Source organism: Vibrio sp. 10N.222.47.A9 (genome assembly GCF_963872585.1).
GTDB classification, from domain to species: domain Bacteria; phylum Pseudomonadota; class Gammaproteobacteria; order Enterobacterales; family Vibrionaceae; genus Vibrio; species Vibrio splendidus.
Genome location: NZ_CAWNBB010000104.1, coordinates 92,227 through 117,356 on the forward strand (window position 1 = coordinate 92,227; position 25,130 = coordinate 117,356).

The 25,130-nt window shown below is 44.1% G+C and carries 23 protein-coding genes and 1 pseudogene; 5 read left to right on the top strand and 19 right to left on the bottom strand.

Features of this window, described 5'->3' with window-relative positions; translation table 11 throughout:
• Positions 1-38: 38 nt before the first annotated feature.
• Entirely contained in the window at positions 39-176 is a 138-nt protein-coding gene (locus AACT19_RS24740) for a hypothetical protein (protein ID WP_009845892.1), read from the top strand.
• Positions 177-393: 217 nt separating this feature from the next.
• Here the strand turns inward: AACT19_RS24740 and AACT19_RS24745 are convergent, their stop codons facing one another.
• From AACT19_RS24745 to yiaK, 13 genes are all read right to left on the bottom strand, one after another.
• Positions 394-1,593, bottom strand: a complete 1,200-nt coding sequence (locus tag AACT19_RS24745) for an MFS transporter (RefSeq protein ID WP_076649253.1) — start codon at positions 1,591-1,593, stop codon at positions 394-396.
• Between the two features lie 89 nt (positions 1,594-1,682).
• Positions 1,683-2,006, bottom strand: coding sequence for a hypothetical protein (locus AACT19_RS24750; RefSeq protein ID WP_065111528.1), 324 nt, complete (start codon positions 2,004-2,006; stop codon positions 1,683-1,685).
• 10 nt (positions 2,007-2,016) lie between these two features.
• Positions 2,017-2,886 (bottom strand): L-ribulose-5-phosphate 3-epimerase, encoded by an 870-nt coding sequence (locus AACT19_RS24755; protein WP_012600141.1) that lies wholly within the window; start codon positions 2,884-2,886, stop codon positions 2,017-2,019.
• Between the two features lie 9 nt (positions 2,887-2,895).
• On the bottom strand, positions 2,896-3,654 hold the full coding sequence (locus AACT19_RS24760) for an IclR family transcriptional regulator (RefSeq protein WP_017065667.1): 759 nt from the start codon (positions 3,652-3,654) through the stop codon (positions 2,896-2,898).
• 7 nt (positions 3,655-3,661) lie between these two features.
• Positions 3,662-4,348: a 3-keto-L-gulonate-6-phosphate decarboxylase UlaD gene (locus tag AACT19_RS24765; RefSeq protein ID WP_076649255.1), complete on the bottom strand. Its 687-nt coding sequence runs from the start codon at positions 4,346-4,348 to the stop codon at positions 3,662-3,664.
• Complete coding sequence (locus AACT19_RS24770) at positions 4,341-5,834, bottom strand: FGGY-family carbohydrate kinase (protein ID WP_076649257.1); 1,494 nt, start codon at positions 5,832-5,834, stop codon at positions 4,341-4,343. The genes AACT19_RS24765 and AACT19_RS24770 overlap by 8 nt, the downstream gene beginning before the upstream one ends.
• Positions 5,834-6,322 carry a YhcH/YjgK/YiaL family protein gene (locus AACT19_RS24775; protein ID WP_076649258.1) on the bottom strand — a complete coding sequence of 163 codons (489 nt, stop codon included), beginning with the start codon at positions 6,320-6,322 and terminating at the stop codon, positions 5,834-5,836. Before AACT19_RS24775 ends, AACT19_RS24770 begins: the two co-directional genes overlap by 1 nt.
• Before the next feature lie 48 nt (positions 6,323-6,370).
• Positions 6,371-7,234: a Cof-type HAD-IIB family hydrolase gene (locus tag AACT19_RS24780; protein ID WP_076649259.1), complete on the bottom strand. Its 864-nt coding sequence runs from the start codon at positions 7,232-7,234 to the stop codon at positions 6,371-6,373.
• Between the two features lie 10 nt (positions 7,235-7,244).
• Positions 7,245-7,955 carry an L-ribulose-5-phosphate 4-epimerase gene (locus AACT19_RS24785; RefSeq protein WP_017078565.1) on the bottom strand — a complete coding sequence of 237 codons (711 nt, stop codon included), beginning with the start codon at positions 7,953-7,955 and terminating at the stop codon, positions 7,245-7,247.
• 95 nt (positions 7,956-8,050) lie between these two features.
• The gene (locus tag AACT19_RS24790) at positions 8,051-9,025 is read right to left on the bottom strand and encodes a DctP family TRAP transporter solute-binding subunit (RefSeq protein ID WP_009845882.1); all 975 of its coding nucleotides are present in this window, start codon (positions 9,023-9,025) and stop codon (positions 8,051-8,053) included.
• Positions 9,026-9,046: 21 nt separating this feature from the next.
• Entirely contained in the window at positions 9,047-10,327 is a 1,281-nt protein-coding gene (locus AACT19_RS24795) for a TRAP transporter large permease subunit (RefSeq protein WP_017078566.1), read from the bottom strand.
• Entirely contained in the window at positions 10,327-10,815 is a 489-nt protein-coding gene (locus AACT19_RS24800; RefSeq protein WP_076649260.1) for a TRAP transporter small permease, read from the bottom strand. The genes AACT19_RS24795 and AACT19_RS24800 overlap by 1 nt, the downstream gene beginning before the upstream one ends.
• Positions 10,816-10,839: 24 nt before the next feature.
• A complete protein-coding gene (yiaK, locus tag AACT19_RS24805; RefSeq protein WP_017078567.1) occupies positions 10,840-11,841 on the bottom strand; it encodes a 3-dehydro-L-gulonate 2-dehydrogenase in 1,002 nt (333 codons plus the stop codon).
• Positions 11,842-12,268: 427 nt separating this feature from the next.
• Between yiaK and AACT19_RS24810 the strand changes: the two genes are divergently transcribed.
• The 3 genes from AACT19_RS24810 to AACT19_RS24820 all read left to right on the top strand — a co-directional run bounded on the left by AACT19_RS24810 (position 12,269) and on the right by AACT19_RS24820 (position 16,180).
• Positions 12,269-13,438 (top strand): glycerate kinase, encoded by a 1,170-nt coding sequence (locus AACT19_RS24810; RefSeq protein WP_076649261.1) that lies wholly within the window; start codon positions 12,269-12,271, stop codon positions 13,436-13,438.
• Positions 13,439-13,638: 200 nt separating this feature from the next.
• On the top strand, positions 13,639-15,090 hold the full coding sequence (locus AACT19_RS24815) for a catalase (protein ID WP_076649262.1): 1,452 nt from the start codon (positions 13,639-13,641) through the stop codon (positions 15,088-15,090).
• A 217-nt stretch (positions 15,091-15,307) separates the two neighbouring features.
• Complete coding sequence (locus tag AACT19_RS24820) at positions 15,308-16,180, top strand: patatin-like phospholipase family protein (RefSeq protein ID WP_076649263.1); 873 nt, start codon at positions 15,308-15,310, stop codon at positions 16,178-16,180.
• Between the two features lie 104 nt (positions 16,181-16,284).
• Here AACT19_RS24820 and AACT19_RS24825 read toward each other — a convergent pair whose 3' ends face one another.
• From AACT19_RS24825 to AACT19_RS24835, 3 genes are all read right to left on the bottom strand, one after another.
• Positions 16,285-17,277 (bottom strand): 2-hydroxyacid dehydrogenase, encoded by a 993-nt coding sequence (locus AACT19_RS24825; protein WP_017081793.1) that lies wholly within the window; start codon positions 17,275-17,277, stop codon positions 16,285-16,287.
• Positions 17,278-17,499: 222 nt separating this feature from the next.
• Positions 17,500-17,832, bottom strand: a complete 333-nt coding sequence (locus AACT19_RS24830) for a DUF1971 domain-containing protein (protein ID WP_065682630.1) — start codon at positions 17,830-17,832, stop codon at positions 17,500-17,502.
• Between the two features lie 66 nt (positions 17,833-17,898).
• Positions 17,899-18,702, bottom strand: coding sequence for a ferredoxin--NADP reductase (locus tag AACT19_RS24835; protein ID WP_076649264.1), 804 nt, complete (start codon positions 18,700-18,702; stop codon positions 17,899-17,901).
• Between the two features lie 343 nt (positions 18,703-19,045).
• Here AACT19_RS24835 and AACT19_RS24840 point away from each other — a divergent pair.
• Positions 19,046-19,990: pseudogene (locus AACT19_RS24840) on the top strand (acyltransferase).
• Positions 19,991-20,141: 151 nt separating this feature from the next.
• On the opposite strand, the gene AACT19_RS24845 reads toward AACT19_RS24840, so the two are convergent.
• From AACT19_RS24845 to glgX, 3 genes are all read right to left on the bottom strand, one after another.
• On the bottom strand, positions 20,142-20,864 hold the full coding sequence (locus AACT19_RS24845) for a tRNA (adenine(22)-N(1))-methyltransferase (RefSeq protein WP_076649279.1): 723 nt from the start codon (positions 20,862-20,864) through the stop codon (positions 20,142-20,144).
• Between the two features lie 128 nt (positions 20,865-20,992).
• Positions 20,993-22,735 carry a sensor domain-containing diguanylate cyclase gene (locus tag AACT19_RS24850; protein ID WP_076649281.1) on the bottom strand — a complete coding sequence of 581 codons (1,743 nt, stop codon included), beginning with the start codon at positions 22,733-22,735 and terminating at the stop codon, positions 20,993-20,995.
• Positions 22,736-23,003: 268 nt separating this feature from the next.
• Complete coding sequence (gene glgX / locus AACT19_RS24855) at positions 23,004-24,977, bottom strand: glycogen debranching protein GlgX (protein WP_076649287.1); 1,974 nt, start codon at positions 24,975-24,977, stop codon at positions 23,004-23,006.
• Positions 24,978-25,130 lie beyond the last annotated feature (153 nt).

A 25,130-nucleotide genomic window follows, 5' to 3' on the forward strand; every position in this document is an offset into this window, starting at 1 on the left:
AAAATTGACCTTAGATCACACAACGATGAGAACACAGTATGAACGCTACAGTAATCACAAATGAAAACAACGCATCACTAGCAAAACCTTCAGTAATGAATGAAGTTCTATTTTTTGCTAAGTCTACCGTTATCATGGGTGCAATTATCCTACTTGTTGCTTCTGCTTGGGTATAATTTCTTAAATAACCCGCGTTAAGTGTGATCAGTGGTGGTGATTAGCCACTCACTGATTCAAACTAACGTCAGAAGCACTAAATTTATTTACCTTCCCCATTCCACCTTCCCTTTCTCCACCCTGACTTTTAGGCCAATCAGGCCGACTTTCTAGTCATCGACTTAGTTACTGAATCAAGTGATTGACTAAACCAAGTTACCTATCTAAACCAACAGTTTAAACACGATGCTTTAAACTAGACCAGTACAAAACCATCATTAATACATACGCTAATGCGGGCGCAATATAACTCGTACTCAGCGAAAGCTCATCAATCAAACTCGCCTGTACGAATGGTAAAACAACCCCTCCAATTGAACACATAATGAGAATTGCTGCCCCTTGTGAGTTTTGCTTACCTGATGCATGTAGCGCTTGTGCGTAAATGATAGGGTAGAGTGCTGAATTACATAACCCTACGACAAGCATCAAATAGCCAATCCAAACATAATTTTGATAGACCGCAACGGCACTAATCAAAGCTGCAATAACGCAAGACAGTGAGAAGAGATAGTGCTTGTTTACAGTGTTTCCAAACTTGGCGAATAACACTCTTCCAACAAACATTAATACCCAATAAAGAGCGATGATCTGTGTTGCGAAGACCAAACCAAGGTCGCCATATTGCTGGTCGGCAAGATACGCAATAGTAAAAGTACCAAAACTGACCTCTACACCGATGTACAGCAACAGTACCAACGCTAATTTCATAAACTGCTGATTTTTAATTAGAAGCCTTAAGCCTCGCCAAAAGCCAGTCATCTGTTTTGGTTTGATATCTGGAAGCGTCATTTTACTAAAAAATACCAGTAAGCCGAAAAAGAACAGGGCGATGAATAAGAACAGATACGAAACTTGATGGGCGGTGTTGTCGACGTTAAAACTTGTAGCCACGAGAATGACAGCGGTAAGCACTAGTGGACCAAGCACAGTGCCAACGGAGTTAGATGCTGTTGCCACACTTTGACGTATAACACTCTTATCGGGTGTCGAGAGAAGTGATACGTAAGGTGAACTCACTACTTGAATTGCCGACACACCTGAGGCCATCAATAAGATCCCAATGAGTGTTGGAACAAGCTCTTCTCCTCGTACTAAATATGCCATCGCTAGACAGCCCAGAAGGCACCAGATCAAGCAGAACTTCAGCGTAGTTCTATAGCCAATTTTTGCCATGACAAATGACGTTGGAAGAGACACCGTAATTCGGGTGATAAAAAAGGCCATGGGAAATAGCATCGCCATTTTATAATCGAGAGAGAAAGCTTCTTTGTAATGTGGAATTAGCGAGTTACTTGAAACGGTAATTAAACCCCAGATAAAAAATATCAGAGACAGTAAGACCAGTGGGGCATCTTTTAACGGGAATACTCTCATAGTGATTCCTTATTGATAGCGATAAAAAAAGCAGAAGATGATCTTCTGCTTTTCGATTGAGATTTTACGGTGTATTGCCTATTAAGCTGTTAATCACGAACAAAATTGATGTGATGAACATGAATTTTGTATTTCTCAATAATCACTTTGGTCGCATGCATACTTTTGATTCGTTGCTCAGAATCTAAAGCCGCTGCCATTGCTGACTCGTTCTCGTAACTGTGTTGCATCATAAGCAGTAGGTTTTTATGGCTTTCAGCTTCAATCGCTTCAGGCTTATTCAGCGTTAACCCTTGGTTATTCGGGAATGTGCGAATAATAGGCGCGACTTCATTTTCCATGTATTGGTAGAAATCTTGTTTTTGTTCTTCAGTTAAATCAGCTTCAAAAAAAGCGGTGCGAAAAATAGTCATGGTCGTTTCCTTACAGTTCAAAGCCAGATTGGTTTGCGATAGATTTCAATGTTGCTTTCGCTTGTTTGATATCTTCGAACCAGTTGTCATTTTGAGCCCACATTTCAATCACTAATGGTGCGCTGTAATCAATTTCAGCGAGTGTTTTGAAAATAGCAGGGAAGTCGACTTGGCCTTCACCAATCACCAGATCTCTGAACTGACCTTTACAGGTCTCTGAAACTCGTAGCGTGTCTTTAAGGTGAACTTGTACTAGGTGATCGCGGCTCAATTTTAGCTCGGTACACACGTCGTAGTTCCAACCAGAAATATTGCCTACGTCTGGGTAAGCCATGAAGTAAGGTGATGGGATCTCGCGCTTAAGCACTTCAAACTTACTTAATGAGTTGAGGTACGGAGTGTCCATGATCTCTACACCTAACATGATGCCTGCACGCTCCGCCATTTTGGTGGCTTGTTGCATGCCTTCAATGAAGCGAGCGTGAGTTTCAGCCGATTGCGGTTCGTAATACACATCGTAGCCCGCCATTTGAATACAGCGAATACCAAGCTTGTAAGCCAATGAAATCGCTTTTTCCATGATGATCAGCGATTCAGTGCGAATAGCATCATCCATTGAGCCAAACGGAAACTTACGGTGTGCGCTTAGGCACATTGATTGGAAAGGCATTTGGTGCTTTTCACATAGACGGCGAAGCTCATAAATTTCTTCGTCTGACCAATCTAAACGAGCACGTCGCTCGTCGGTCTCATCGACTGAAATTTCTACAAAGTCGAAGCCAGCTTCTTTGGCGTGAATCAAACGCTCTTCCCATGTAAGGGTGGTTGGCATCGCTTTTTCGTAAATACCTAATCTGAATTTGTTTTTAGAATCAAACATTCTTTTTCCTTAAAAGAGTTGTTGTTCTATACGCGTTGTTATGTCTTGAATTCTGCTAGCAATTTCTTCGTAGCCGAGAGCTTTCATTTTTGGCGTAAGCGAAGAGACGCTAACCGCGTATACAGGAGAATTGTTCTTGTCAAAAATAGGGACAGCAACACAAGAAATACCTGCTTCGTTCTCTTCATCATCGAGCGCATAACCACGGCTCTTAATTTTATCGAGAACACCAAAAAATTGAGACTTGTCGAGAATCGTGTTTTCAGTTAACGGCTTCATTGTGCTGACATTGCGTTTCCAATAGGTTTCTCGAACGCTGTCAGAGCTAAATGCTAAGTAACATTTTCCTGCCGCTGAGCAGTACATTGGAGAATGCAGCCCTACGTAGGTTCGAGTTCTAAAGGAAGAATTAACGGGTTCAAACTTGTCTTTAAAAATGATGTTGTCAGCATCAAAAGAGAGGAAGTTAACCGTTTCATTCACATCGTCGAGTAGCTCAGATAGGTATGGCTTAACGGTGCCAGTGACATCAGAGTTGATAGCAGCGTGTCCAAGCTGAACCAACTTCATTGTTAAGCGATATTCTTTACCTGAACACATTTGAGCAACATAACCAGAGGCTTCAAACGTTGCTAAAATACGATGGACAGATGACTTGTTGAAGCCAGTCCCTTCAGACACTTTTTGTAGCGAAACGCCATTAGGATAATTCCCAAGGAATTCCAATACGGTCAGTGCTTTAGACAACGATTTAATTTGCTCGCTCATATATGTGCTACCAGTGTTTACCTATTTCAGTATGGAAGTTTTCTGCGATGTCACGTCCATTGCTACCAGCTAACGCTCGGCCAGCAATAAATGACTTTGCAGACAGATTCTTAAACAAATGCAGATCGTCAGGAACAATACCACCAGTAATGGATAGTTCAATTCCAATATCCGATAATTTCTGCATTTTTATCAAATCTTCTTCGGTCCAGCTCACACCAGCAAGCTCCGCATCACGTGAACGGTGATAAATTGCTTGTTTAATGCCCATGTCGACCCAAGCTTGCGCATCTTCCATTGTCCAGTGTCCATACAGCTCAATTTGCACTTCGCCGTCGAATTCATCCGTTACTTTCTTCGCTGAACGAATAGTTTCGATGTGTGCGGCTGCACTTACTGTTACCCAGTTAGCGCCGGCATCCATCGCCAGGCGCGTTAAAATGGCGCTGGCATCGGTGATTTTCATGTCACAGACAATGATGTGATTTGGGTATTTTTCTCGTAGGATTCTTACGCTATCTACGCCGTGGGCGAAGGCTAAAATCGTCCCGATTTCAATCACATCTAACTTATCTGCAACATGCTCTATTGAGGCTAACGCTGTGTCGATATCAGTGGCATCCAGTGCCATTTGTAGCAACGGCTTAGATGATTTGAACAAGGGTTTAGATGCTTTTAATACAGTGTTAGGCATGCATTTCATCCTCAAATTGTTTAAACAACAGCACCAGTCTTTGATAGTGCTTATATTTCTTTTGGTATATGTCGTAGTGTTTAGGATTCGGCTCGACACGTGACGTAGAATTAGTGATCGCTTGAGTACATTCTGCTAATGAAGCGAACTCACCTGCGCCGACCATTGCCATCATTGCGGCACCTAATGAGCCGGTTTCATCCACGTCTGATATTTCAACGGTCATGCCGGTAAGGTCAGCCAGCATTTGCATCCATACAGGGCTAGATGCAGGGCCGCCTGTCACTTTTAGTATGTTGGCTTTTGGAAAACGCTGACGCATACGTTCTAGGTGAATGTTGTGGCAGAATAAGATACCTTCCCAAATGGCTTGAATTAGGTGCCCTTTAGTATGGTGCGATTGCAGGCCATAGAAGCCTGACTTTAGGCCAAGCCCTTGGTTAGAACCGTAAAGGAATGGCACAAAGTAGATACTGCTTGATGCCGGATCTAATGCTTCCACTAACGCTTGATTTTGCTGGTGGTTAATCTGGCCATTTTCACCAAGGTAGTCGGCGAACCATTCATAATTACCCGCAGAGGTTGGGCTCGCTTCGTGAATGATGTATTCGTTATCGACGGCGTAATGGCCGTAAACAAAGTTGTGGCTTTCTTGCGTTACTTGCTTTGATATGCCAGACGTTACCGCCCATGTTCCCATTACGTAATTCAGGGTATCTTCTGAAGAGTTGATTCCAGAACAGATCGCGGTAGACACAACATCAAACAAACCGCCGAACACAGGTGTACTTATTGCTAGTCCGGTTTCATTCGCAACGGCCGCCGTGATTTTCCCTGCTTGCTGTTGTGGTTTTACAACGGGTGGTAGCGCATCCCAAATTTCTTCGATGCCAAAGGTTTCCAGAAGTGCTTTGTCATACTCACCAGTGATGGAGTTGAAAAAATTACTTTCTGAAATATTGGTCAGTTCTGCTGCGACTTCGCCCGTTAAGCGATAACGAAGGTAGTCGTGAGACATCATCACTGCGCCAATGTTGTTGTATCGTTCAGGATCGTTCTCTTTGATCCAGCGAATAATCGATACAGGGTGACCTGTCCACAGTGTTTGCAGTGTGGTTGGATAGATCTCTTGTGCTTTACCCTGTTCTAGCCACTCTTTAACGATAGGCAGTGAACGCGAGTCAGAAGACATAATGCCGTGGCCAAGGTTTTTTCCCTCTTTATCAAGAAGGTAAACGCCTTTGCCTTGGGCTGAAATGCTCAAGCCTTTGATAGAGGTCGGTTCTACTTTTGTGGTCTCTAAAAGCTGCTTAATGACATCGACAGCGTTACCCCATAGTGCGTTTAGGTCGCGTTCTACCCAACCTTGTTTTTCGTTGATGATGCTCGCCGATACGCGGGCAAGACCTTGTTGTTCACCTTTTGCGTTAAACAACGCGGCTTTCATAAAAGTCCCGCCAGAATCAATTCCAATGTAGTAATTCATTATTTGGCTTCCAGTAAATCGTTGTGAATCTTCACCACCAGTTTTCTTACCGGTTGGCTGTCATCATTTTCAATATTGGTGATGTGCACGATATTTGGCGTGAATAAATAAAATTGATTGCGTTTTGCATGAATGAAGCTGAGCTCAATCCCTGGGTATTCGTAAAACTGAAGGTCACGTTCTTGGTTGTAAGGCTGTGCGTTGCTGTGTTCGCCAGTGTCGATCGCCCATGCCATCACTTCAGAACCTTCGAGAATGATCTGCAAGTCAGAATGGTATTTATGGACTTCAGGTTGGAAGTTTCCTAGAGGCTCTTTGTCATATTCCAATACAACAAACCATGCCTGTTTTGAATCAAAACCAGGGAGTTCATGGTGACCTAATGCGAGTTTTTCTTGGTCGAGACTGTTCAAGTACTCAAGCACGTTTTGAATAACGACAGGGTACGACTTACTGATCTGCGTAGGTTGAGTATTTCCGACTAACATAAAAATTCTCTTTAAATATAAACAGCTTAATAAAGCCGATGCTTTAAATTAATGGGCACTAAATAGGTCTTGTAAAAGCGTCGCTAACCCTGTCTTATCGTCATTGTTTTTAGGCGTGATCAGGTTGGCTGAGCTTTTTACGGTGTCATCTGCATTTTGCATTGCGATGCCAAGTCCTGCTGCTTTAAGCATCGAAATGTCGTTGTGGTTATCACCAATCGCGACACACTGCTCTAGGCTGATACCGAGCGGCTCAATGTGGCGAGTCAATGCATTACCTTTGCTATTACCTGTTGCTGCGAAATCGACACGATCAATCCAAGATCGTTCGCCGTTGAAGTTCTCTTTCACAAAAGGAATCTCTGCGAATGTGTTTACTTCACCTTCAACGACAAACTTCCACACATACTCTGAAATTTGTGCTTCATGCTGGAAGTCGTCGACCTTTTGAATGTTTGGTCGCTGGCTTTCTGGAAAGGTTTGAGACCACGTCAGTAGCGCTTCCATGTATTCAATAGGGCGTGCTCTCGAGTAGAGCATTGCATCACGCACATACATCACTATCTTTAGATCATGAGCTTGAGATAGGGTGATAAACTCAGCCGCAATTTCTTTGTCGATTGCGTTTTCTTGAATGACCGTATCGTTCTGGTAATCAAAGATGTAAGTGCCATTGCAACAAATTATTGGAGTCGATAAACCAAGCTGATCGTAATAAGGTTTTGCCGCGACATGATGGCGACCCGTAACGATAACCACATGAGTGTGTTGAGCGACTTGCTTGATGGCTTCGACTAACTCTTGGCTAATCGTGTGCTGCGAGTTGAGCACCGTCCCATCGAGATCCAACGCCAATAGCTTGTGCTTATCCAATTTATGTTTATAGGACTTATGCGGTGATGACTTATGCATGTGCGAGGCCTTACTTCTGTCCGTAGTATGAGTTCTTGCCGTGTTTACGGTTGTAGTGTTTATCTAGTAGCTCTGGTTGAATTGCTGCTTCTGGACTGATGGCACGAGTAGCTGTTGCCATGGCTGCAATCTCTTCCATTACCACTGCATTGTGCACGGCGTCTGAACCATCCTTGCCCCATGTAAATGGTGCGTGGCCTGCGATGATGACACCTGGCATTGCCTGTGGATCGATATCGCGTTGGTTGAATTCTTCGATAATCACTAAGCCAGTGTTTTTCTCGTAATCAGATTCGATTTCAGATTTCGTTAGTAGGCGAGTACAAGGCACGTCACCGTAGAAGTAATCGGCGTGTGTGGTTCCAAGCGCTGGAATGTCTCGGCCGGCTTGCGCCCAGATTGTTGCATTGCGAGAGTGTGTGTGAACAATGCCGCCAATGGTTGGGAAGGCTTTATAAAGCTCAACGTGCGTTGCTGTGTCGCTCGAAGGATTCAGCTTGCCTTCAATGCGGTTGCCTTCTAAATCGAGAATAACGATGTCATCTGCCGTCATTACATCGTATTCAACACCTGACGGTTTGATTGCAATCACGCCACGTTCACGATCGATTTCAGAGACATTGCCCCAAGTGAAAGTCACTAAGCCATATTTAGGAAGTTGCAAGTTTGCTGCGAACACGCGTTCTTTTAGTTCTTGGTATTTTTTTTGTTCTTGAGACATTGTGTTTGCCCATGTTGTATTGAGTGAATGACGAGCGGATTGCCTAGCTAAATTTCCTAGCTAAAAAGAGGACTAGGCAATCGCACTCAATCGCGTTACTTAGCTGCTAGCTTGATCTTGTTGATCATCACATCGCCATTTTTCTCGATGTATGCGCTCCAAACAGGCTGGATAGCTTGTTGGAAAGCAGCACCATCAACGTCACGGTTTACTTGCATTCCGTTCGCTTCTAGTTGAGCAATCATCTTGTCTTCTTTTTCAATGCTTAGCTTACGTTGCATTGCAACCGCTTCAGCAGAGACTTCTTCAATGATTTTTTGCTCGTCTTCCGTTAGCTTGTCGAACTTACGTAGGTTCATTGTTAAAACTAGTGGTGAGTAAGCGTGTTGTGTAAGGCTTAGGTATTTTTGTACTTCGTCAAACTTGAAAGATAGCGTTACAGAAATTGGGTGGTCTTGAGAGTCAACAACGCCTGTTTCAAGTGCAGTATAAAGCTCAGATACTGGAAGCTGCTGCGGGTTAGCACCTAGCTCGTTGAACATGTCGTTTAGAGCTTTCGAGCCATTAACACGCATTTGTAGGCCTTCAACATCAGAAGGAACACGAATAGGTTTTTCGTTGTTGGTCATGTTGCGGTAACCATTTTCAGGGAAACCAAGACCTTTAAGACCGAATTTTTCAAAGTTCGCTAACACTTCTTTACCCGGCTCGCCGTCCAGTACTTTGTATGCTGTTTGACGATCTGGGAACATGAACGGCAGAGTGAAGGCCGCTGATTCAGGCATTAGGCCGTTGTAGTTGTTCAAACCAACCATCGCTAAATCAACGATGCCAGCACGTGAACCATCGATCATTTGCTTATCACTGCCCAATTGACCTTGTGGGTAGATGTTTACTTTGATTTCGCCGTTTGAACGAGCTTCTACTTCTTTCTTAAAGAACAAAGATAGGTCTTGTTGCAAATCCGACTCTGGTGCAGCGTGCGCCAGTTTTAGAGTCGTAGCGGCAAAAGCGCTAGAGCTCATTGCGATAGTCGAAGCGAGTAGAGTAAGTTTTAGTAGGGTTTTCATTATTATTTTCTCCGTCGAGGATTAACCAATGACAAACGACATTGGCACAGTGATAATGCTTGGGAAGATGACAAACAGTGTGAGCAGAGCCATGTAAGCTGCGATGAAGGGCAATACACCTTTCACTGCGGTCGACATTGGTACTCTCGCTACACCACACACTACGTTTAGTACGGTGCCTACAGGAGGCGTAATCAAGCCAATTGAACAGTTAATAACGAACAGTAGGCCGAAGTACGTTGGGTCAATTCCAGCCATCTTGATGACAGGCATTAAAAGGGGTACAAGGATTAGAATCGTTGGGCTCAAGTCCATAACCATGCCGACACAAAGTACGAGCAACATAATTACTGCCATTAATAGGCGTGGGCTATCCACCAGTGGACCTAACATTTCTGCGAGTTGTTGAGGAAGCTGAGCAACAGTAATTAGCCAAGCTGCAACCATTGCACAACCCACCAAGAACATAACCATTGCTGTCGAGCGACCTGCGTTCAATACGATGTGGTAGAACTTCTTAATCGAGAGCTCTTTGTACACAAACGTAGAGATGAAGATTGCGTAAGTTGCGGCTACTACAGCGGCTTCTGTTGGCGTAAAGATGCCGAAACGAATACCCACAATAATGATGACTGGCAGCATTAAGGCCCATACACCTTCTCTAAGTGCTGCGCGTTTTTCTGCTTTTGTCGCTTTTTCTGATGTCGCTAGGTTTTCTTTGCGAACTGTCCAGCGCCACACAAACATCAATGTCATACCCATTAGCAAGCCAGGAACGATGCCGCCTAGGAATAGGTTTTTGATCGAGATACCGCCAGCAACACCTACAAGGATCAGAGGGATTGAAGGTGGAATAACGGGTGCGATGATACCGCCTGAAGCAAGTAAGCCCATTGAAGGTGCTTCTGGGTATTTCGCTGCTTTCATCATTGGGTAAAGAATACTGACCAAGGCTGCTGCATCTGCTACAGCTGAACCAGAAAGGCCAGCAAGCAGTACCGAAGTCATGATAGCAACGTAACCTAAGCCACCTTGACGGTGTCCCACGTAAGTGGTTGCTAGGCGAACAATACGCTGCGACAAACCACCCGACGCCATTACTTCACCCGCAATGAGGAAGAATGGAATGGCAAGCAGAGTGAAGCTGTCGACACCATTAATTAAAGACTGCGCAAGAATGTCTGCACTAAAGAAGTCCATGTGAAGCATCAGCGCCATTGAAGATAATAACAGTGCAAACGCAACAGGAAGACCAAGTAAGATTGAGACAATCAATACCGATAAGAAAATGGCTAACGTCATTATTCTTTCTCCTCATCTAAGCTATCTAGCTGCCAGTCGGGCTTGAAGATTCGCATAAAGGCAATCACGCCCATTAACAAACCTGACACCACACCGGCTAAGTAAAACAATGCTGAAGGAAGCCCTGTAAGCTGAGAAATATCTGACCAGTTAGACATCATTTGACGGTATGAACCGACGTAAAGCATGCCTACAGAAATCAGTACTATTACCCAGCAGATGCGTCTTAATACGGGTACTGCTTTTGGGAAAAGTTGTTCAGAAAATTCCGCAACAGCGAGGTGTTCACCTCGGCGCAGCACAACGGCAGCACCGAGCATGACAACCCATACAAGACCAAGGCGAGATAGTTCTACAGAGGGACGAAGACCAGAGGAAAAGCCATAACGTAAAACTACGTTAGTAAATACGAGCGCAACCATACAGGTCAGAATGACCGCCATGATGACATCGATACTTTTCCAAATACTCTTTAATACACTTTGCATAACGCTTTCCCTACCTTTGGCTAATTACAGAGACGTAATTTGTTCCCAAATCCCATCGTTAATTTCAATGCCGCCAGCTGCTTCGTGTTTCTTGATGAAGTTTTCAATTTCAGAACCAGCAATCATCACTGAGCCACTTTCTGCAGGCTCTGACTCAAGCACGTAATCACGGATGCGCTTCATCTCTTGTGCGTAAGTGCTTTGATCCATTGTTTTGCTTAGGTCGATAGCGATAAGGAATTGAGATACACCAAACTCACCACCCATATCTTCAGTCAGCGCTGGTACTGAGTGGCCGCCAGTGATTGCCGTTAGCATCATGTCCAGTACGATTGCCATTGATGAACCTTTCCAGAAACCCATTGGAAGTAGGCGTTTGTTTTCCCAAAGTACATGTGGGTCTTTAGTGAGTTCACCTTCGTTGTCAAAGCCACCAACAACAGGTAGTTCTTTGTCAGCAAGCACGAAGTTTTGTAGCTGGCCGTAAGAAAATTGGCTCATTGAACAGTCAACAACTACGGGTGGATCGCCCGCAACTGCCATGATGAGAGGGTTTGAACCAATACGGTGATCTTTACCACCCCAAGCAGGCATTACTGCGATTGAGTTTGTTGACGCAATTCCTGCAAAACCTTCACGTGCCATTTTTAATACGTAAGCACCGCCACGCATCCAGTGGTTTGAGTTACGCATACCGACCATGCCAATGCCGTAATCACGAGCCAATTCCATTGCACGTTCTGCACAGATAAGGCCGTTAAGAACGCCAGGACCGTAGTTACAATCCCATTGCTCTAGAGCACCCATGCTGTTAACGCATTCAGGTTCAGCATTTAATTTGATCTGACCTTTATCTACTTGGTCAATGAACACTGGAAAACGGTTGATGCCATGTGAGTAAGTACCCTCGTTTGCCATTTCAACAAAGCCGGCTGCAAGCTTGGTTGCCATCTCTGGTTTCATGTCGCGAGCCAAAAGGATTCGTTCGTATTCTTGTTGTAGTTTTTCTGTTGATACTAAAGGCATCTGTGTTCTCCGATAAGTTGAATTCCATAATACGGAATGAATTATTATTGTTATTCCGAAAATATTCTGTGAGCAAAGTTACGAAATATTTCCTTATTAAGTTTTTCTCTAATAACTGTTGGTAGGTTAAAAAATGGAACAAAAAGATTCCACAATTCCGCAATACGAAACAAAAAGCGTGTTCAGGATCTGGTTTCTACGACTAATTAAGTCGGAATTCGATAATTTGGCGGGATCAAACTTGTCAAAATATGGGTTATGAGCAAACAGTAACTTTACTGAATATAAAATAGTGGCGTTGAAATCTGAGGTTTTGGTCAAATTCGGAAAGGGAAATACGCACAATTGCCCCCTCTTCTATATAGTGGTTTTGTTGTTTTTAGACTATTTCTTGGTAGATATTTGTGAAGTATTGGAGCCAGCTTCTATGAAAATTGTTATTGCACCAGACTCGTTTAAAGAATCTTTATCGGCTGTATCGGTGGCGGCGTGTATTGAAAAGGGCTTTCGTGAAATCTTCCCAGACGCTGACTATGTGACCTTACCTCTGGCCGATGGTGGCGAAGGTACGGTAGATGTATTGCTACAAGGTTTAGCAGGACAAAAGCGAACAAATAAAGCCCAAGGGCCATTGGGTGAGTTGGTTAGTGCAGAATGGGCGATGTTAGAACCGTCAGTTCAGAGCTCCAAGAGAACGGCTTTGATAGAGATAGCTGCTGCGTCTGGTTTGGACTTGCTGATGCCAGAACAGCGCGATCCTTTGGTTGCTTCGTCTTTTGGGACAGGGCAACTTATTTTAGAAGCGATAGAGCAGGGTGCTCAAACCATCATTCTTGGATTGGGTGGCAGTGCGACCAACGACGGTGGTGCAGGTATTGTTCAAGCGTTAGGTGGAGCACTATTAGATAGCACAGGGCAAGAGCTCAGCCGAGGTGGCGCTGCGTTAGCGCAATTAGCATCTATTGACCTAACAGCTCTAGATCCACGCTGTGCTGATATAGAGTTAATCGTGGCGTGTGATGTTGATAATCCATTGTGTGGTGATAACGGTGCCAGCCATATATTCGGCCCACAAAAAGGCGCAAGCCCAGAACAAGTTGTGACGCTGGATAAGGCGCTTGCGAACTTTGCTAAAGTTGCCGAAGCGCAAGGTTGTGTAGGAGGTGATGATCCTGTTCACAAGCGCGTGGGTTATGGCGCAGCTGGTGGAACACCGATGGGACTTGGTTTGCTATTTAACATGCAAATTAAACCTGGTATCGAGATGGTACTGGATGTTTTACAAGCCGATGACGTGTTGAAAGGTGCCGACCTTGTGATCACTGGCGAAGGGCAAATGGACAACCAAACTCTGCAAGGCAAAACACCTTACGGAATTGCTAAGCGAGCAAGTCTCCAAGGTATTCCAACCATAGGTATTGCTGGCTCATTGGGAACTGAGGTAGAAGCACTTTATGGAGAAATGAGCAGCTTGTTCGGGACGGTTCGTTCTCCTCAGTCACTTGACCAAGTCTTGATGGAGGCGGAAAACAATCTGACAAGAACGGCTCGGAATATTGCAGCGACGCTTAAACTAGGAAGGAAAATACTCGATTAGTCAGTGCCTTAGAATATGATTCCTAAATCAGGCGTTTAATAGGTTTTATAGATTATAACGATAAATAGAAACGATTATATTTTATGCCATTAGAGGTCTATTCTATATCCATAGTATTTTAGGGGCTTTTGAAAGGAAGCCAGTATAAATATCAAGGTGCACTCACTATTGCTGCACCTTTGGACCTTAAGGAATAGATCATGAGTAAAAAACTAACTACAGCTGCGGGTTGTCCTGTTGCTCATAACCAGAATGTTCAAACTGCGGGTAAGCGCGGTCCTCAACTTCTTCAAGATGTTTGGTTTTTAGAAAAGATGGCGCATTTTGACCGCGAAGTCATTCCAGAGCGTCGTATGCACGCGAAAGGTTCAGGCGCTTACGGTACATTTACTGTTACGCACGACATTACCAAATACACCAAGGCAAAACTGTTTTCTGAAATAGGCAAAAAGACCGACCTGTTTGCACGTTTTACTACGGTTGCCGGTGAGCGCGGCGCCGCCGATGCTGAGCGTGATATCCGTGGCTTTGCATTGAAGTTTTATACTGAAGAAGGCAACTGGGATATGGTGGGTAACAACACCCCAGTATTCTTCCTTCGTGATCCTCTTAAGTTCCCAGATCTAAACCATGCGGTTAAGCGTGACCCTCGCACCAATATGCGCAGCGCGAAGAACAACTGGGATTTCTGGACCTCTCTACCTGAAGCGCTTCACCAAGTCACCATCGTAATGAGTGACCGTGGTATTCCTGCTACTTACCGTCACATGCACGGTTTTGGTAGCCACACGTTCAGCTTTATTAACGCAGACAACGAGCGTTTCTGGGTGAAATTCCACTTCAAATCTCAGCAAGGTATTAAGAATTTATCTGATGCAGAAGCAGGACAATTGATCGGTAATGATCGCGAGAGCCACCAACGTGATTTACTAGACAGCATCGACAACCAAGACTTCCCGAAATGGACGTTGAAAGTACAAGTGATGCCAGAAGCGGATGCAGCGAAAGTGTCTTATAACCCGTTCGATTTGACTAAGATCTGGCCACACGCAGATTACCCGTTGATTGAAGTGGGTGAGTTTGAATTGAACCGTAACCCACAAAACTTCTTCGCTGAAGTTGAGCAGTCGGCATTCAACCCGGCGAACGTAGTTCCAGGTATCAGCTTCTCACCAGACAAAATGCTGCAAGGTCGCTTGTTTGCTTACGGTGATGCGCAGCGCTACCGTTTGGGTGTTAACCATCAGCATATCCCAGTGAACGCACCTCGTTGTCCTGTACACAGCTACCACCGTGATGGTGCGATGCGTGTTGATGGTAACTTTGGTAGCACATTGGGTTATGAGCCAAACAACGAAGGTCAATGGGCTGAGCAACCAGATTTCGCTGAACCAGCATTGAACCTCGATGGTGCTGCAGCGCACTGGGATCACCGTGAAGATGAAGATTACTTCTCGCAACCGGGTGACTTGTTCCGCCTAATGACACCAGAGAAGCAAACGATTCTGTTTGATAACACTGCTCGTAACCTAGGCGGCGTACCAAAAGAGATTCAATTGCGTCACCTAAGACACTGTTACAAAGCAGACCCTGCATACGGTGAAGGCATTGGTAAATTGCTTGAAATCGACGTGAGCGAATTTAAGTCGTAATTAATCATCTTGATTCGTTAATCGAAAGGCCGTTGAGTGAATCACTCGATGGCCTTTTTTGATCTCGCTGATCATCAAGCAACCCTAAATCATTGAAAAGTTGAACTATTCACATTGATAGTTTTTACCTATCGAATTGATAAATTTATCCCATTATCTTTGTAAGAACGATCGGATTATTCTACGACTATCAGTTTATAAAGTAGAAGAATTTGAGATGAATAAGAGCGCATTAATCGTTGAAGGTGGGGCAATGAGAGGCATTTTTGCTGCCGGAGTTTTAGACGCCTTTATGCAAGACGATTTCCGTCCTTATGACTTTGCCATCGGCGTATCTGCAGGTGTGTCGAATCTGGTTGGTTACTTATCTCATGCACCAAAACGCAGTTATGATGTGATCACCACGATGGCGACCGACAAAACTTTCTTTAATCCAACTCGCTTTGCTAAGGGCGGTAACTTGGTGGACGTGAAGTGGTTGTGGGATGAGTCTAACCAACGTTATCCACTCGATTGTGGTGAGCTGTTTTCAAGTATCCCACTCATTGCTGCTGTAACAAACGTCGATACAGGCAGTGCAGACTACTACCATATCAAGCCAGAAAACCTCTCTAACGTGGTGGAAGCGACAACCGCTTTACCTATCGCTTATCGTGAAACGCCGTGCTTCTCTGGTGGTTGTTATACCGATGGTGGCGTAGCCGATTCAATTCCGGTGCGTGAAGCATACCGACGTGGTGCGCGAGACATTACCGTGATTCTTTCTCATCCTTTGAGTTACCGAATGAAGCCTCAAAAGCACCAATGGATGCTGAAAAAACTATTAAAGAAATTCCCTAACATTGCAGAATCGATGGCAGTGCGTGCTGAAAACTATAACCAGTCTTTGGAGTTCATTCGTAACCCTCCAAAAGATGCGACCATCAAGGTGATTGCGCCGCCAGAAGCGTTTGCGGTTAAGCGACTCACTATGGATCAAACTGTTTTGGATACAGGTTATCAAATGGGTGTGAAGGCTGGCGCAGAGCATCTGGCCATTCGTAAAGGCATTTATGGTTTGGATACCGAGGATTGTCATTTCTGCGTCTAGGAACGGTTTTAGAATACTGGATAAACGAAAAAGCCACGCTGTTCACTTCAGAATAGCGTGGCTTTGTATTTGCAGAGCTAGTTTGTTTTTAACTCAGTCTGCTATTAAACGAGTTCGTTGCCGCTGGTGTTGCCAGTAAAGAAGGCATCGACGCTGGTGAGCGTTGTATTGGCGATGTTGAACAGAGCATCTTTAGTCAAGAAGGCTTGGTGACCAGTGAACAATACGTTGTGACAAGCGGATAGGCGACGGAATACGTCATCGACAATCACGTCGTTAGATTTGTCTTGGAAGAACAACTCTTTCTCATTGTCGTAAACATCAAGACCAAGCGCGCCGATTTTGCTTTGTTTGAGTGCTTCAATTGCAGCAGTTGAATCCAGCAGTTCACCACGACTGGTGTTGACGATCATCACGCCATCTTTCATTTTGCCAAATGCCGTTGCATCCAACAGGTGGTAGTTCTCTTTACTCATTGGGCAATGCAAAGAAATCACGTCAGATTCTTGGTAAAGCTCGTCGAGTTCGACGTATTTAGCACCCAGCTCTTTTGCCAATGGGTTCGGGTACGGGTCGTAGCACAAGATGTTCATGCCTAAACCTTTCAGAATACGCATCGTCGCTAAGCCAATCTTTCCTGAACCAATTACACCAACGGTTTTACCGTGGAAGTTGAAGCCAACTAGTCCCTCAAGAGAGAAGTTCGCATCACGAGTGCGTTGGTATGCCTTGTGTAGTTTACGGTTCAAACACATCATCATGCCGACCGTGTGTTCTGCTACCGATTCTGGTGAATAAGCAGGAACGCGAACCACTTGCAGACCAAACTCTTTGGCTGCGTCTAAGTCGACTTTATCAAAGCCTGCGCAGCGCATCGCAATCAGCTTAGTGCCGCCTTTTGCTAGAATCTCTAGCACATCTCGCGATAGGTCATCGTTTACAAACGCGCAAACGACTTCGTTGTCGTGCGCCATTTTTGCTGTTGTTGTAGTGAGTCGAAAATCGTGAAAATGGAACTCGGCGTTGAGTTCGCCTTTTGCAAGTTCAAATGATTTTTCGTCGTATGATTTTGAGCTAAAAAAAGCAATGTTGAGCATGGCTTCCTCTCTTACCTAAAATATAAATAACCCACTGATTCATTCTCTGAAACGGGATTAAAACTAATAACTCTGTTCAGTGTGCTAGAGTTTTTTTCTCTTGTCTATCAACATTAGTCATTGTAATTACTATGGTTATTTGGTCTTTTTCTTTACTTCTTGAACATTGAAAATCACAGTACGAGGCAGCTTGCTTATAAGTTCATCAATATTGAATAGATCTTACTTTCGGGTGTTGAACATCTTCTTGGTCTCTTTTTCTGACCAGAAGTTAATGTTGAATTGCGCGTCGTCACTCAGCTCTACTCGATGCCAATATTGAGGTGGACTTGTGGCAAATTGCCCAGCTTGGATTGTGGTAACACTTTCTGGTTCTGTCGCGTCTGCATCGGCAAAACCGTAGAAAGTGACGGTGCCTTCCATTACACAGATCTGGCCGAATACGCCTTCAGCGGTATTGTGATGATTGAGAAGCGCAGCCGGTATGTTGTCTTTGGTGAAAAATGGCGTTGAACGTTGAATTTTCCAGTGTGACGGAATACGTAAATGACTCATATAAAACCTCTTATCTGTCTGTATTTTAAATACAAGCTTTAGCTTTGATGGAATTGGTGACCGTGATTACCAGTAGTTTTCACTGCTGAATTGGCCGGGTTTTCTGCGTAAGTGCTTCTCGAAATCTAAGCTGGTTAGTGCTTCACTTGTGTCGCGAACCATTTGCGGATTGCCACAAAGGTAGAAAAAACTGCGGGTTTGATTGAAAGCGACAGACGTGGTTTGCTCAAGGTCGCCTCCAAGTAACAAGCTTGGGATTCGTCCGCGCAAAGTTCCGGTGACTGATTCTCTAGAAATAATTGGCACATATTGTAGTTTCCCTTGGAAGTGATTAACGAGTTGAGCGATACGGTCTCGATAAGTCAGGTCTTGTTCTGTTCTTACGGCATGAACCAGTACAAGGTTTTTGAACGAGGAGACTTTTTCAGATTGAGAGCCGTTTTGCTGCTGTATCTGCATGCTTTCGAGCATTGAGATAAAAGGTCCAACGGCAGTCCCGGTTGAAAGCATCCATAGATCGTCGGCGATCTCTGGGATCTCATCTAAGGTCATAAAGCCGCTTGGGTCTTTGCCGACAAAGATGTCATCGCCTACCTTCAACTTATGAAGTTGAGGTGAAAGCTGACCGTTCTGATCCTTAATAATCAAAAACTCCAGATGTTGATGACCTTGTTCGTGCTCTGGTGCGTTTACCATCGAATAGGCGCGTCTTACGAACTCATCCTCACTGTTAAGCAAGCCAAGTTTCGTGAACTGACCCGCCTGATAGGGAGAGACAGGAGCACTGACTTGCAGCGAGAACAGTTGATCTGTCCATTGTGTTTTATGTAAGACTTTGCCAGTTACCAAACCATGAGGAATATCTGTCATATCATCACCTTTACTTAGATAAGTTATCTCATTAAGGATACTCAACTATTTACACTTTGGAGTTGCATGTACCATGCCATTAATGAGAATGCTTATCAATACTGGTAATTCGGTGAGAATGAATTTGAATGATGTCAAATAGACCTTGCATTTACCGTGTCTAAATGACATCTTTATTGTTTTTTGATGTGATTCCTTGCGATTAAGAACGATGAATTGCTCTATGGACACAGACCGAAATTGATACAGTGGTTTGACCCCAAGGGTATTCAACCAATTACTAAAGAGAATATTTTACAGATGAGTATAATGTCGGCTTTCGATCTCAATATAGCCGTGTTTTATGCTTGATAATCTTCGTATGGTCTTGAACGTATTGTTCGTGACTATCAATACCGCAATGACTGCGTTTACCGTGAGCTTCTTTGGCCTCATCAAACTGATTCTTCCAATCTCTATTGTTCAAAAGTCATGTACTCGTTTAGCGAACTTCACGTTTTGGTGTTGGGCTTCGCTTAACCTTTGGATGTTGAATGTGAATAACGATATCGAGTGGCAAGTCGAAGGAGGGAAAGATATCTCGACTAAGCAGTGGTACCTGATGATGTCGAATCACCTGAGCTGGGCGGATATCGTGATTTTGTCTTCAATCTTGAAAGACAAGATGCCGATGACTAAGTTCTTCCTCAAGCACGAACTGTTGTATGTTCCTTTTGTTGGATTGGCCTGTTGGGGTTTGGATATGCCGTTCATGAGACGTCACTCGCGTGAGTTTTTGATTCGTAACCCTGAGCGTCGTAATGATGACTTCGACGCAATCAACAAGGCATGCACTAAGTTCAAATAGGCACCAACAACATTGGTCAATTTTGTCGAAGGGACACGTGCAAATCACGAGAAACTGGCGACAGCGAAAACACCGTATCGACACCTACTCAAGCCAAAAACCGGCGGTGTGGCGTTTGCTCTGTCTGCAATGGGCCCAATCTTAGATGGTATCGTCGACGTTACTTTGGCTTACCCAGAGAATCAGACTTCTCCGTTTGAAGACATGCTGAAAGGTAAGATGAAGAAGGTGGTCGTACGTATTAAATTGCATCCAATGGATGAGAACGTCAACGGTAACTATTTTGAAGATAAAGCGTTTAAGCGACGTTTCCACAGTTGGTTGAATTACACGTGGAAAGAGAAAGACGAGTATCTCGATACGGTTTATGCTCTTGATACACTCTATGAGGTTGAAACGATTGATGGGCTTGATACGGTTCATAAGAAGCAAGAGCAGTAAGATCAAACCAAACAAATAGCATCAAAAAAGCCGATAGTTCATTGAACTGTCGGCTTTTTTATTGAATCGGTTTCATCGGCTTGAACAGTGAAGTTAGTGCTTACTATGTTCTTAATTCTTTAGAATGAAGATACTCAAAGAGAATGCAAAGCTAAATCGCTTGGTAAGCATCGATGATGTGCTTCACAGCACTAGGCTTACCTTGCTTCTCTTGTCCTTGATGGATACGTAAGTAGTGCTGCAATGTTTTGGCTTTGTATTGCTGAGATATCTGTAACTGTTGTTCGCAACTCGGCGCCCAGATCTTGTCACCCACGTTTGATATATCACTAACAGCTTGGTTCTTTTCAGCTTCGCCTTTGTTATTGCTGACCAATAAAATTTCGTAATAACGACGGTTTTCTTCGATCAGCACTTCATCAATAAGACCGAACTTGAGCGCTTTTAAACGGCTTCTTAGCTCGAACTGCTGATGGACTGGGCAAAGCAAAAAATCTATATCTTTGTCTGGATATTGGCGATGAATGTCGTCGACGAGCTTTTGAGTGAGATCGCCACCGACGCCCGCAATAATAACCAGGTGTTTACCAGTATGTTTCTGGAGCGGAATAGCGGCGACATCCATGCAGTAAACTTGCCATTGGCTGGTAACCGTTTGTTGGTCTGAATTATCTTGGGGAAAGTAACGAGTTAGCTTGTCTTCTAGTTCATTCATCAGAGACGGGACAATATCGACAAAGTGAATCTGAGGCGCTTTATTATCCGACAACAGTTGAACTCCCAAAAATCCATGATCGCAGCAGCAGTCCCAAATATGTTGGTAGTCATTGCTGACAAGGGAGTGGAGAGTTTGCAGTCGGTTACTTAGCTTCATAAGGTTCGTGTCGTTAGAAAGGGAATATTGTCGTGTCGAAGGCGCATTGTAATGACTTTCCATAAAAACAAAAGCACCTAGGGTGTGAATCCTAGGTGCTTTGTGTGCACATACGAATCTATGGCGTGTTATGAAGCTTGCGCGACAGCCTTTATATGCCCTTCCACTCGGTTCTTTCCGAGCTGTTGAGCGATGAGTTTCGCCTGTTCTGCAAGCGCTAAAGCCGAATCTGTTTCACCTTCTATTTGCGAGAATCCGACGCTGACACCTAATGATAACGTGATATTTGGCGTGGCAACGACTTGCTCACTAACTCCAATTCGACATTGGTCCAGCTGGAATTTTGCATCCTTCACATCATTTGCTTTGAACAATACAGCGAACTCCTTGCCTCCAATACGTGCAAGACAAAGCCCTTTAGGCTTAGGGAAGTATGAGTGTATCGCTTCTGCAGTCAGCTTGATCATCTTGTCACCGACCGCTTCACCATAGGCGCGATTAACGTGGTCAAAGTTATCGATGTCGAGCAGAGCAACATAGGTATCTGGCTCGTCGGCGTAGTTTTCCAATGCGATATTGAAACTGCTTTTGTTGTCCAACTGAGTCATCAGGTCTTTACTGCTCAATTGATGGTGGAGCAGTAAATTAGACAGCGAGACCTCGGTGTAATCTCTGATCATACGCAGAATACTCTGGCTGATCGGTAAGTTCGCGTTCACATAAAGTACTGCGACCAACTGTTTGCGAGAGTACAAAGGAATGCAGTAGTGACGTTGGTATATTTTGAGTTTACATGCCAGAGGATCGGAGTACTTACCACTTCGATAAGCCATGGTGTCTGGTGTAAATCGTTCTGCAAGGGCTTTGTCACAATGTACCGTTGATTTGTTTCCGTGATAGTCGATGGTACTGAATGCGTGGTTTTCAGGCTGATAGAGACAGAATTGAATGCCTTTTTGGTAAGTAAAGCTAGCCAGTATGGATTTCAACTCTCGTTTAAAGCTTACGAGATCATCGACCTTATTCAGTTGAGACAAAGATACGTTCAAGCGATAAGACAAATAGTTTGCCCCAACCCACAACAGAATCAGCGAACCAAGTACGACACCAGTTAATGTGAATTGATATGAGCTGGTTAGGATATCGTGACGGTCGGTACCCGCGATGAACACCCAGTTCAAGCTGTTGTCAGCGTCGAATACCGATATTTTGAAGTTATCTTGATAGTAGTATTCGTGTTTACCGACGGTTTCTCCTTGCGAGAGTTGGTGGCTTATTCCAGCGTGGTAGCTGATAGATTTAGAGCCGATACGTTTCGGATTAGGGTGAAAGACAAGTCGTTCTGTTGCTCGATCAACCACAAACACATAGCCGTGATTAAGCGTTTTTAAGTCTCTTAACCCTTGGGTTGTGTGCAATAGATCAAACTCAATCCATATCTCTTCCTTCAATCTTTCCGCTGTATGTTTTACCGCGAATACCCAACGACCATCGGGCTTTTGATAAATAGAAGAGATATAAAAATCGTCAACAACACTGTCTATTGGATTCCATTTGATGGAGCCAACTTGTTCATTGGAAAGAGGTAAGCCACGACTTGATATATATTGTTGGGTTTGAGGTTGGTATCGAACGATATCGGAGAAGTTAGGGGTTCTTTTTAGAATGTTATCACTCAGTTCTCTGAATTTTCGATCACCGATTGGGGCCGCTTGAGGTAAGCCTAGACTGGTTTCTAAAAAATAGAGCTTGCCAAATGTGGCTTCGATGTTGGAACGAATCGTGGAGCTTGCGATTCGAATATTTGATGATGATTGTTCGGTTGCTGCTGTTTCTACTTTTTCAAGCTGAGCCACAGCAAGATAGAGCATCCCTCCAGTTAATAAAATAATGTATGGTTTAAAAAGCCGAATTAATGTTTTAGGTAAAGCCATGATATCCAAAGACGTTATAGATTCATTTTTATAGTACGGCCATACTAAACAGTTTTCGTAATCACATCAATGCAAATGATTCCATATAAATGAATGATTTTTGTGATATTCGGCTAACAAAAAAGCCAGTCATAAATATAACTGGCTTCTATGGTTTTTGATGTTTTATTAAGCTGGCTTAGCTTTTAACTCAACTCAACTCAACTCAACTTAAATCAGTCTTGTCTGGCGAATAGTGCAGAATCGCCATTGAAGCTGGAGATAGCAGCATTTCACCTTCAGCATGACCTGGTTTTACATTTCGTAGGTTAGTATCGCAAATAGTCACCCAGTTTTGTTCGCGGTCACTAGGCAAAGAAAAGCGCGCTGGTGCGTTGGTTTGGTTGATCAGATAAATCAACTCATCACCATCTTTACCAATACCTAAATGCAACGCAACCGAGCTTAAACGGTTCCAATCATCATGTTCCATGAGAGTGCCATCGACACGGCTCCAGAAGATGCGGTTAGAGTTACGCTTTTCGCCACTGAATGCCTTAATAAAAGGCACCATGTATTGCTGACGTGCGGAGATCATCTCAGACAGCCAAGTCTTGAAGTAAGTCTTACGCTCTGAATCTTCCCAGTTCAGCCAGCTGGTTACGCCGTCTTGGCAGTAAGCATTGTTGTTACCCTTTTGAGTATGAGATAACACATCAGCCGTCAGAATATGCGGAATACCAAAGGCGAACAGCAGGCTTGCCATGAAGTTACGCTTCTGTTTTTCACGTGTTGCGACGACCAAGAGGTTTTCGGTTTCGCCTTCAACGCCATAGTTTTCAGAGCGATTGTCGCCGTGCCCATCGCGATTGTTTTCACCATTTTCTTCGTTGTGCTTATGCTTGTAAGAAACAAGATCCTGCATGGTGAAGCCGTCATGGTAAGTGATGTAGTTGACGGTCAATTTGTACGGCCAATGAGCAGCACTGTAGATGTCGCGCGATCCCATCAAGCGAGTTGCAAACTCTTTCAGATAGCCTTGATCACCGCGCCAGAAGCTGCGCGTAATGTCTCTGAGCTTGTCGTTACACTCATTCCAACCTAACGGAAAATTACCGACTTGGTAGCCGTTCGGGCCGATGTCCCAAGGTTCTGCAATTAGCTTGGTTTCTTTAAGTACCGGATCTTGAGCAACGGCTTTGAAGAAAGCGGCCTCAGGATTGTAATTATCGCCTTCACGGCCTAGCGTTGCTGCTAAATCAAAGCGGAAGCCATCAACTTTAAACTCATTAACCCAATAGCGAAGCGTATCCATCACTAAGTTGAGTGCTGGCTGGTGGGTTAGGTCGACTGTATTACCGCAACCAGTAAAGTTCGCGTAATGACAACCATGTTTAATGTAGTAGCGACTATCCAGTGCTTTTAGGTTGAAGGTAGTTCCACCTTCACCGCCTTCAGCCGTGTGGTTGTACACGACGTCTAGAATGACCTCGATGCCATTGCGGTGCAGTTCGCGAATCGCAGTTTTGAGCTCATTCACGGCGTCCTTTTCTGCGTAGCGTGGGTCCGGCACCATCAATAAGTATGGGTTGTAACCCCAATAGTTCACTTTCCCCATATCTAATAGGTGAGGCTCATGCATGCATGCAGCAATAGGTAAAAGTTGTAGAGAGTTGATATTTTGTTGTTTGTAGAACGCGAGCATTTCAGGGCTAACTAGCCCTAAGTAACGGCCTTTAGTATGGGGCGCGACTTCAGGGTGAAGCTTAGATAGGCCTTTTACATGGGTTTCGAAAAGAACGGTCTCTTCTCGGCTAATACGCGGCTTGTCTACATCTTGCCAGTCGAAAGTGTCATCAATAACGACACATTTCGCCATCGAAAAGCTTTTTTCATTGGTATATGGCGTGGCGTAATCGAGCGGTTCGCTGATTGCTTTAGCGTAAGGGTCTGAAAGTAAGATTGGACCATTTTCAGTTTCAGCAATGAAGCCGTATTTTTGTCCTGCTTTTATTCCGTCGATGAACACATATCGAATATCAGCGTATTCATTTTCCAATTTATAAGTGGTGAACTCATCGTTCTCGTCAAAGAGAGCGAGGGAAAGGGATTTACAGTCAGGAGAATAAATTGAGAAGTTGCAGCCAGTGTTACCTAGCGTTGCGCCTAGTGGATAAGGGCGAGCGAGCGTTCTAGTCATTGCTTGATTTCTTGTTCGTTTATCGACATCAGTGAACTATAAGTAAAAAGCTTTGTCACAGTAAGGTCAAGCAACTTCACATAATAATTATTGTTAAAAAAATAATTTACCGATTAGGTTCAAATTATATATTTGAAGTAGATCTCACTTAAG

What these genes read in the sequence shown, in the direction of transcription:
- AACT19_RS24745 (WP_076649253.1), bottom strand. Translation starts at nt 1,593, where the DNA reads ATGAGAGTATTCCCGTTAAAAGATGCCCCACTGGTCTTACTGTCTCTG.
- AACT19_RS24740 (WP_009845892.1), top strand. Translation starts at nt 39, where the DNA reads ATGAACGCTACAGTAATCACAAATGAAAACAACGCATCACTAGCAAAA.
- AACT19_RS24760 (WP_017065667.1), bottom strand. Translation starts at nt 3,654, where the DNA reads ATGAGCGAGCAAATTAAATCGTTGTCTAAAGCACTGACCGTATTGGAA.
- AACT19_RS24820 (WP_076649263.1), top strand. Translation starts at nt 15,308, where the DNA reads ATGAATAAGAGCGCATTAATCGTTGAAGGTGGGGCAATGAGAGGCATT.
- AACT19_RS24750 (WP_065111528.1), bottom strand. Translation starts at nt 2,006, where the DNA reads ATGACTATTTTTCGCACCGCTTTTTTTGAAGCTGATTTAACTGAAGAA.
- AACT19_RS24775 (WP_076649258.1), bottom strand. Translation starts at nt 6,322, where the DNA reads ATGTTAGTCGGAAATACTCAACCTACGCAGATCAGTAAGTCGTACCCT.
- AACT19_RS24765 (WP_076649255.1), bottom strand. Translation starts at nt 4,348, where the DNA reads ATGCCTAACACTGTATTAAAAGCATCTAAACCCTTGTTCAAATCATCT.
- AACT19_RS24845 (WP_076649279.1), bottom strand. Translation starts at nt 20,864, where the DNA reads ATGAAGCTAAGTAACCGACTGCAAACTCTCCACTCCCTTGTCAGCAAT.
- yiaK (WP_017078567.1), bottom strand. Translation starts at nt 11,841, where the DNA reads ATGCCTTTAGTATCAACAGAAAAACTACAACAAGAATACGAACGAATC.
- AACT19_RS24830 (WP_065682630.1), bottom strand. Translation starts at nt 17,832, where the DNA reads ATGAGTCATTTACGTATTCCGTCACACTGGAAAATTCAACGTTCAACG.
- AACT19_RS24780 (WP_076649259.1), bottom strand. Translation starts at nt 7,234, where the DNA reads ATGCATAAGTCATCACCGCATAAGTCCTATAAACATAAATTGGATAAG.
- AACT19_RS24825 (WP_017081793.1), bottom strand. Translation starts at nt 17,277, where the DNA reads ATGCTCAACATTGCTTTTTTTAGCTCAAAATCATACGACGAAAAATCA.
- AACT19_RS24785 (WP_017078565.1), bottom strand. Translation starts at nt 7,955, where the DNA reads ATGTCTCAAGAACAAAAAAAATACCAAGAACTAAAAGAACGCGTGTTC.
- AACT19_RS24835 (WP_076649264.1), bottom strand. Translation starts at nt 18,702, where the DNA reads ATGACAGATATTCCTCATGGTTTGGTAACTGGCAAAGTCTTACATAAA.
- AACT19_RS24790 (WP_009845882.1), bottom strand. Translation starts at nt 9,025, where the DNA reads ATGAAAACCCTACTAAAACTTACTCTACTCGCTTCGACTATCGCAATG.
- AACT19_RS24810 (WP_076649261.1), top strand. Translation starts at nt 12,269, where the DNA reads ATGAAAATTGTTATTGCACCAGACTCGTTTAAAGAATCTTTATCGGCT.
- AACT19_RS24755 (WP_012600141.1), bottom strand. Translation starts at nt 2,886, where the DNA reads ATGTTTGATTCTAAAAACAAATTCAGATTAGGTATTTACGAAAAAGCG.
- glgX (WP_076649287.1), bottom strand. Translation starts at nt 24,977, where the DNA reads ATGACTAGAACGCTCGCTCGCCCTTATCCACTAGGCGCAACGCTAGGT.
- AACT19_RS24770 (WP_076649257.1), bottom strand. Translation starts at nt 5,834, where the DNA reads ATGAATTACTACATTGGAATTGATTCTGGCGGGACTTTTATGAAAGCC.
- AACT19_RS24815 (WP_076649262.1), top strand. Translation starts at nt 13,639, where the DNA reads ATGAGTAAAAAACTAACTACAGCTGCGGGTTGTCCTGTTGCTCATAAC.
- AACT19_RS24800 (WP_076649260.1), bottom strand. Translation starts at nt 10,815, where the DNA reads ATGCAAAGTGTATTAAAGAGTATTTGGAAAAGTATCGATGTCATCATG.
- AACT19_RS24850 (WP_076649281.1), bottom strand. Translation starts at nt 22,735, where the DNA reads ATGCTCTATCTTGCTGTGGCTCAGCTTGAAAAAGTAGAAACAGCAGCA.
- AACT19_RS24795 (WP_017078566.1), bottom strand. Translation starts at nt 10,327, where the DNA reads ATGACGTTAGCCATTTTCTTATCGGTATTGATTGTCTCAATCTTACTT.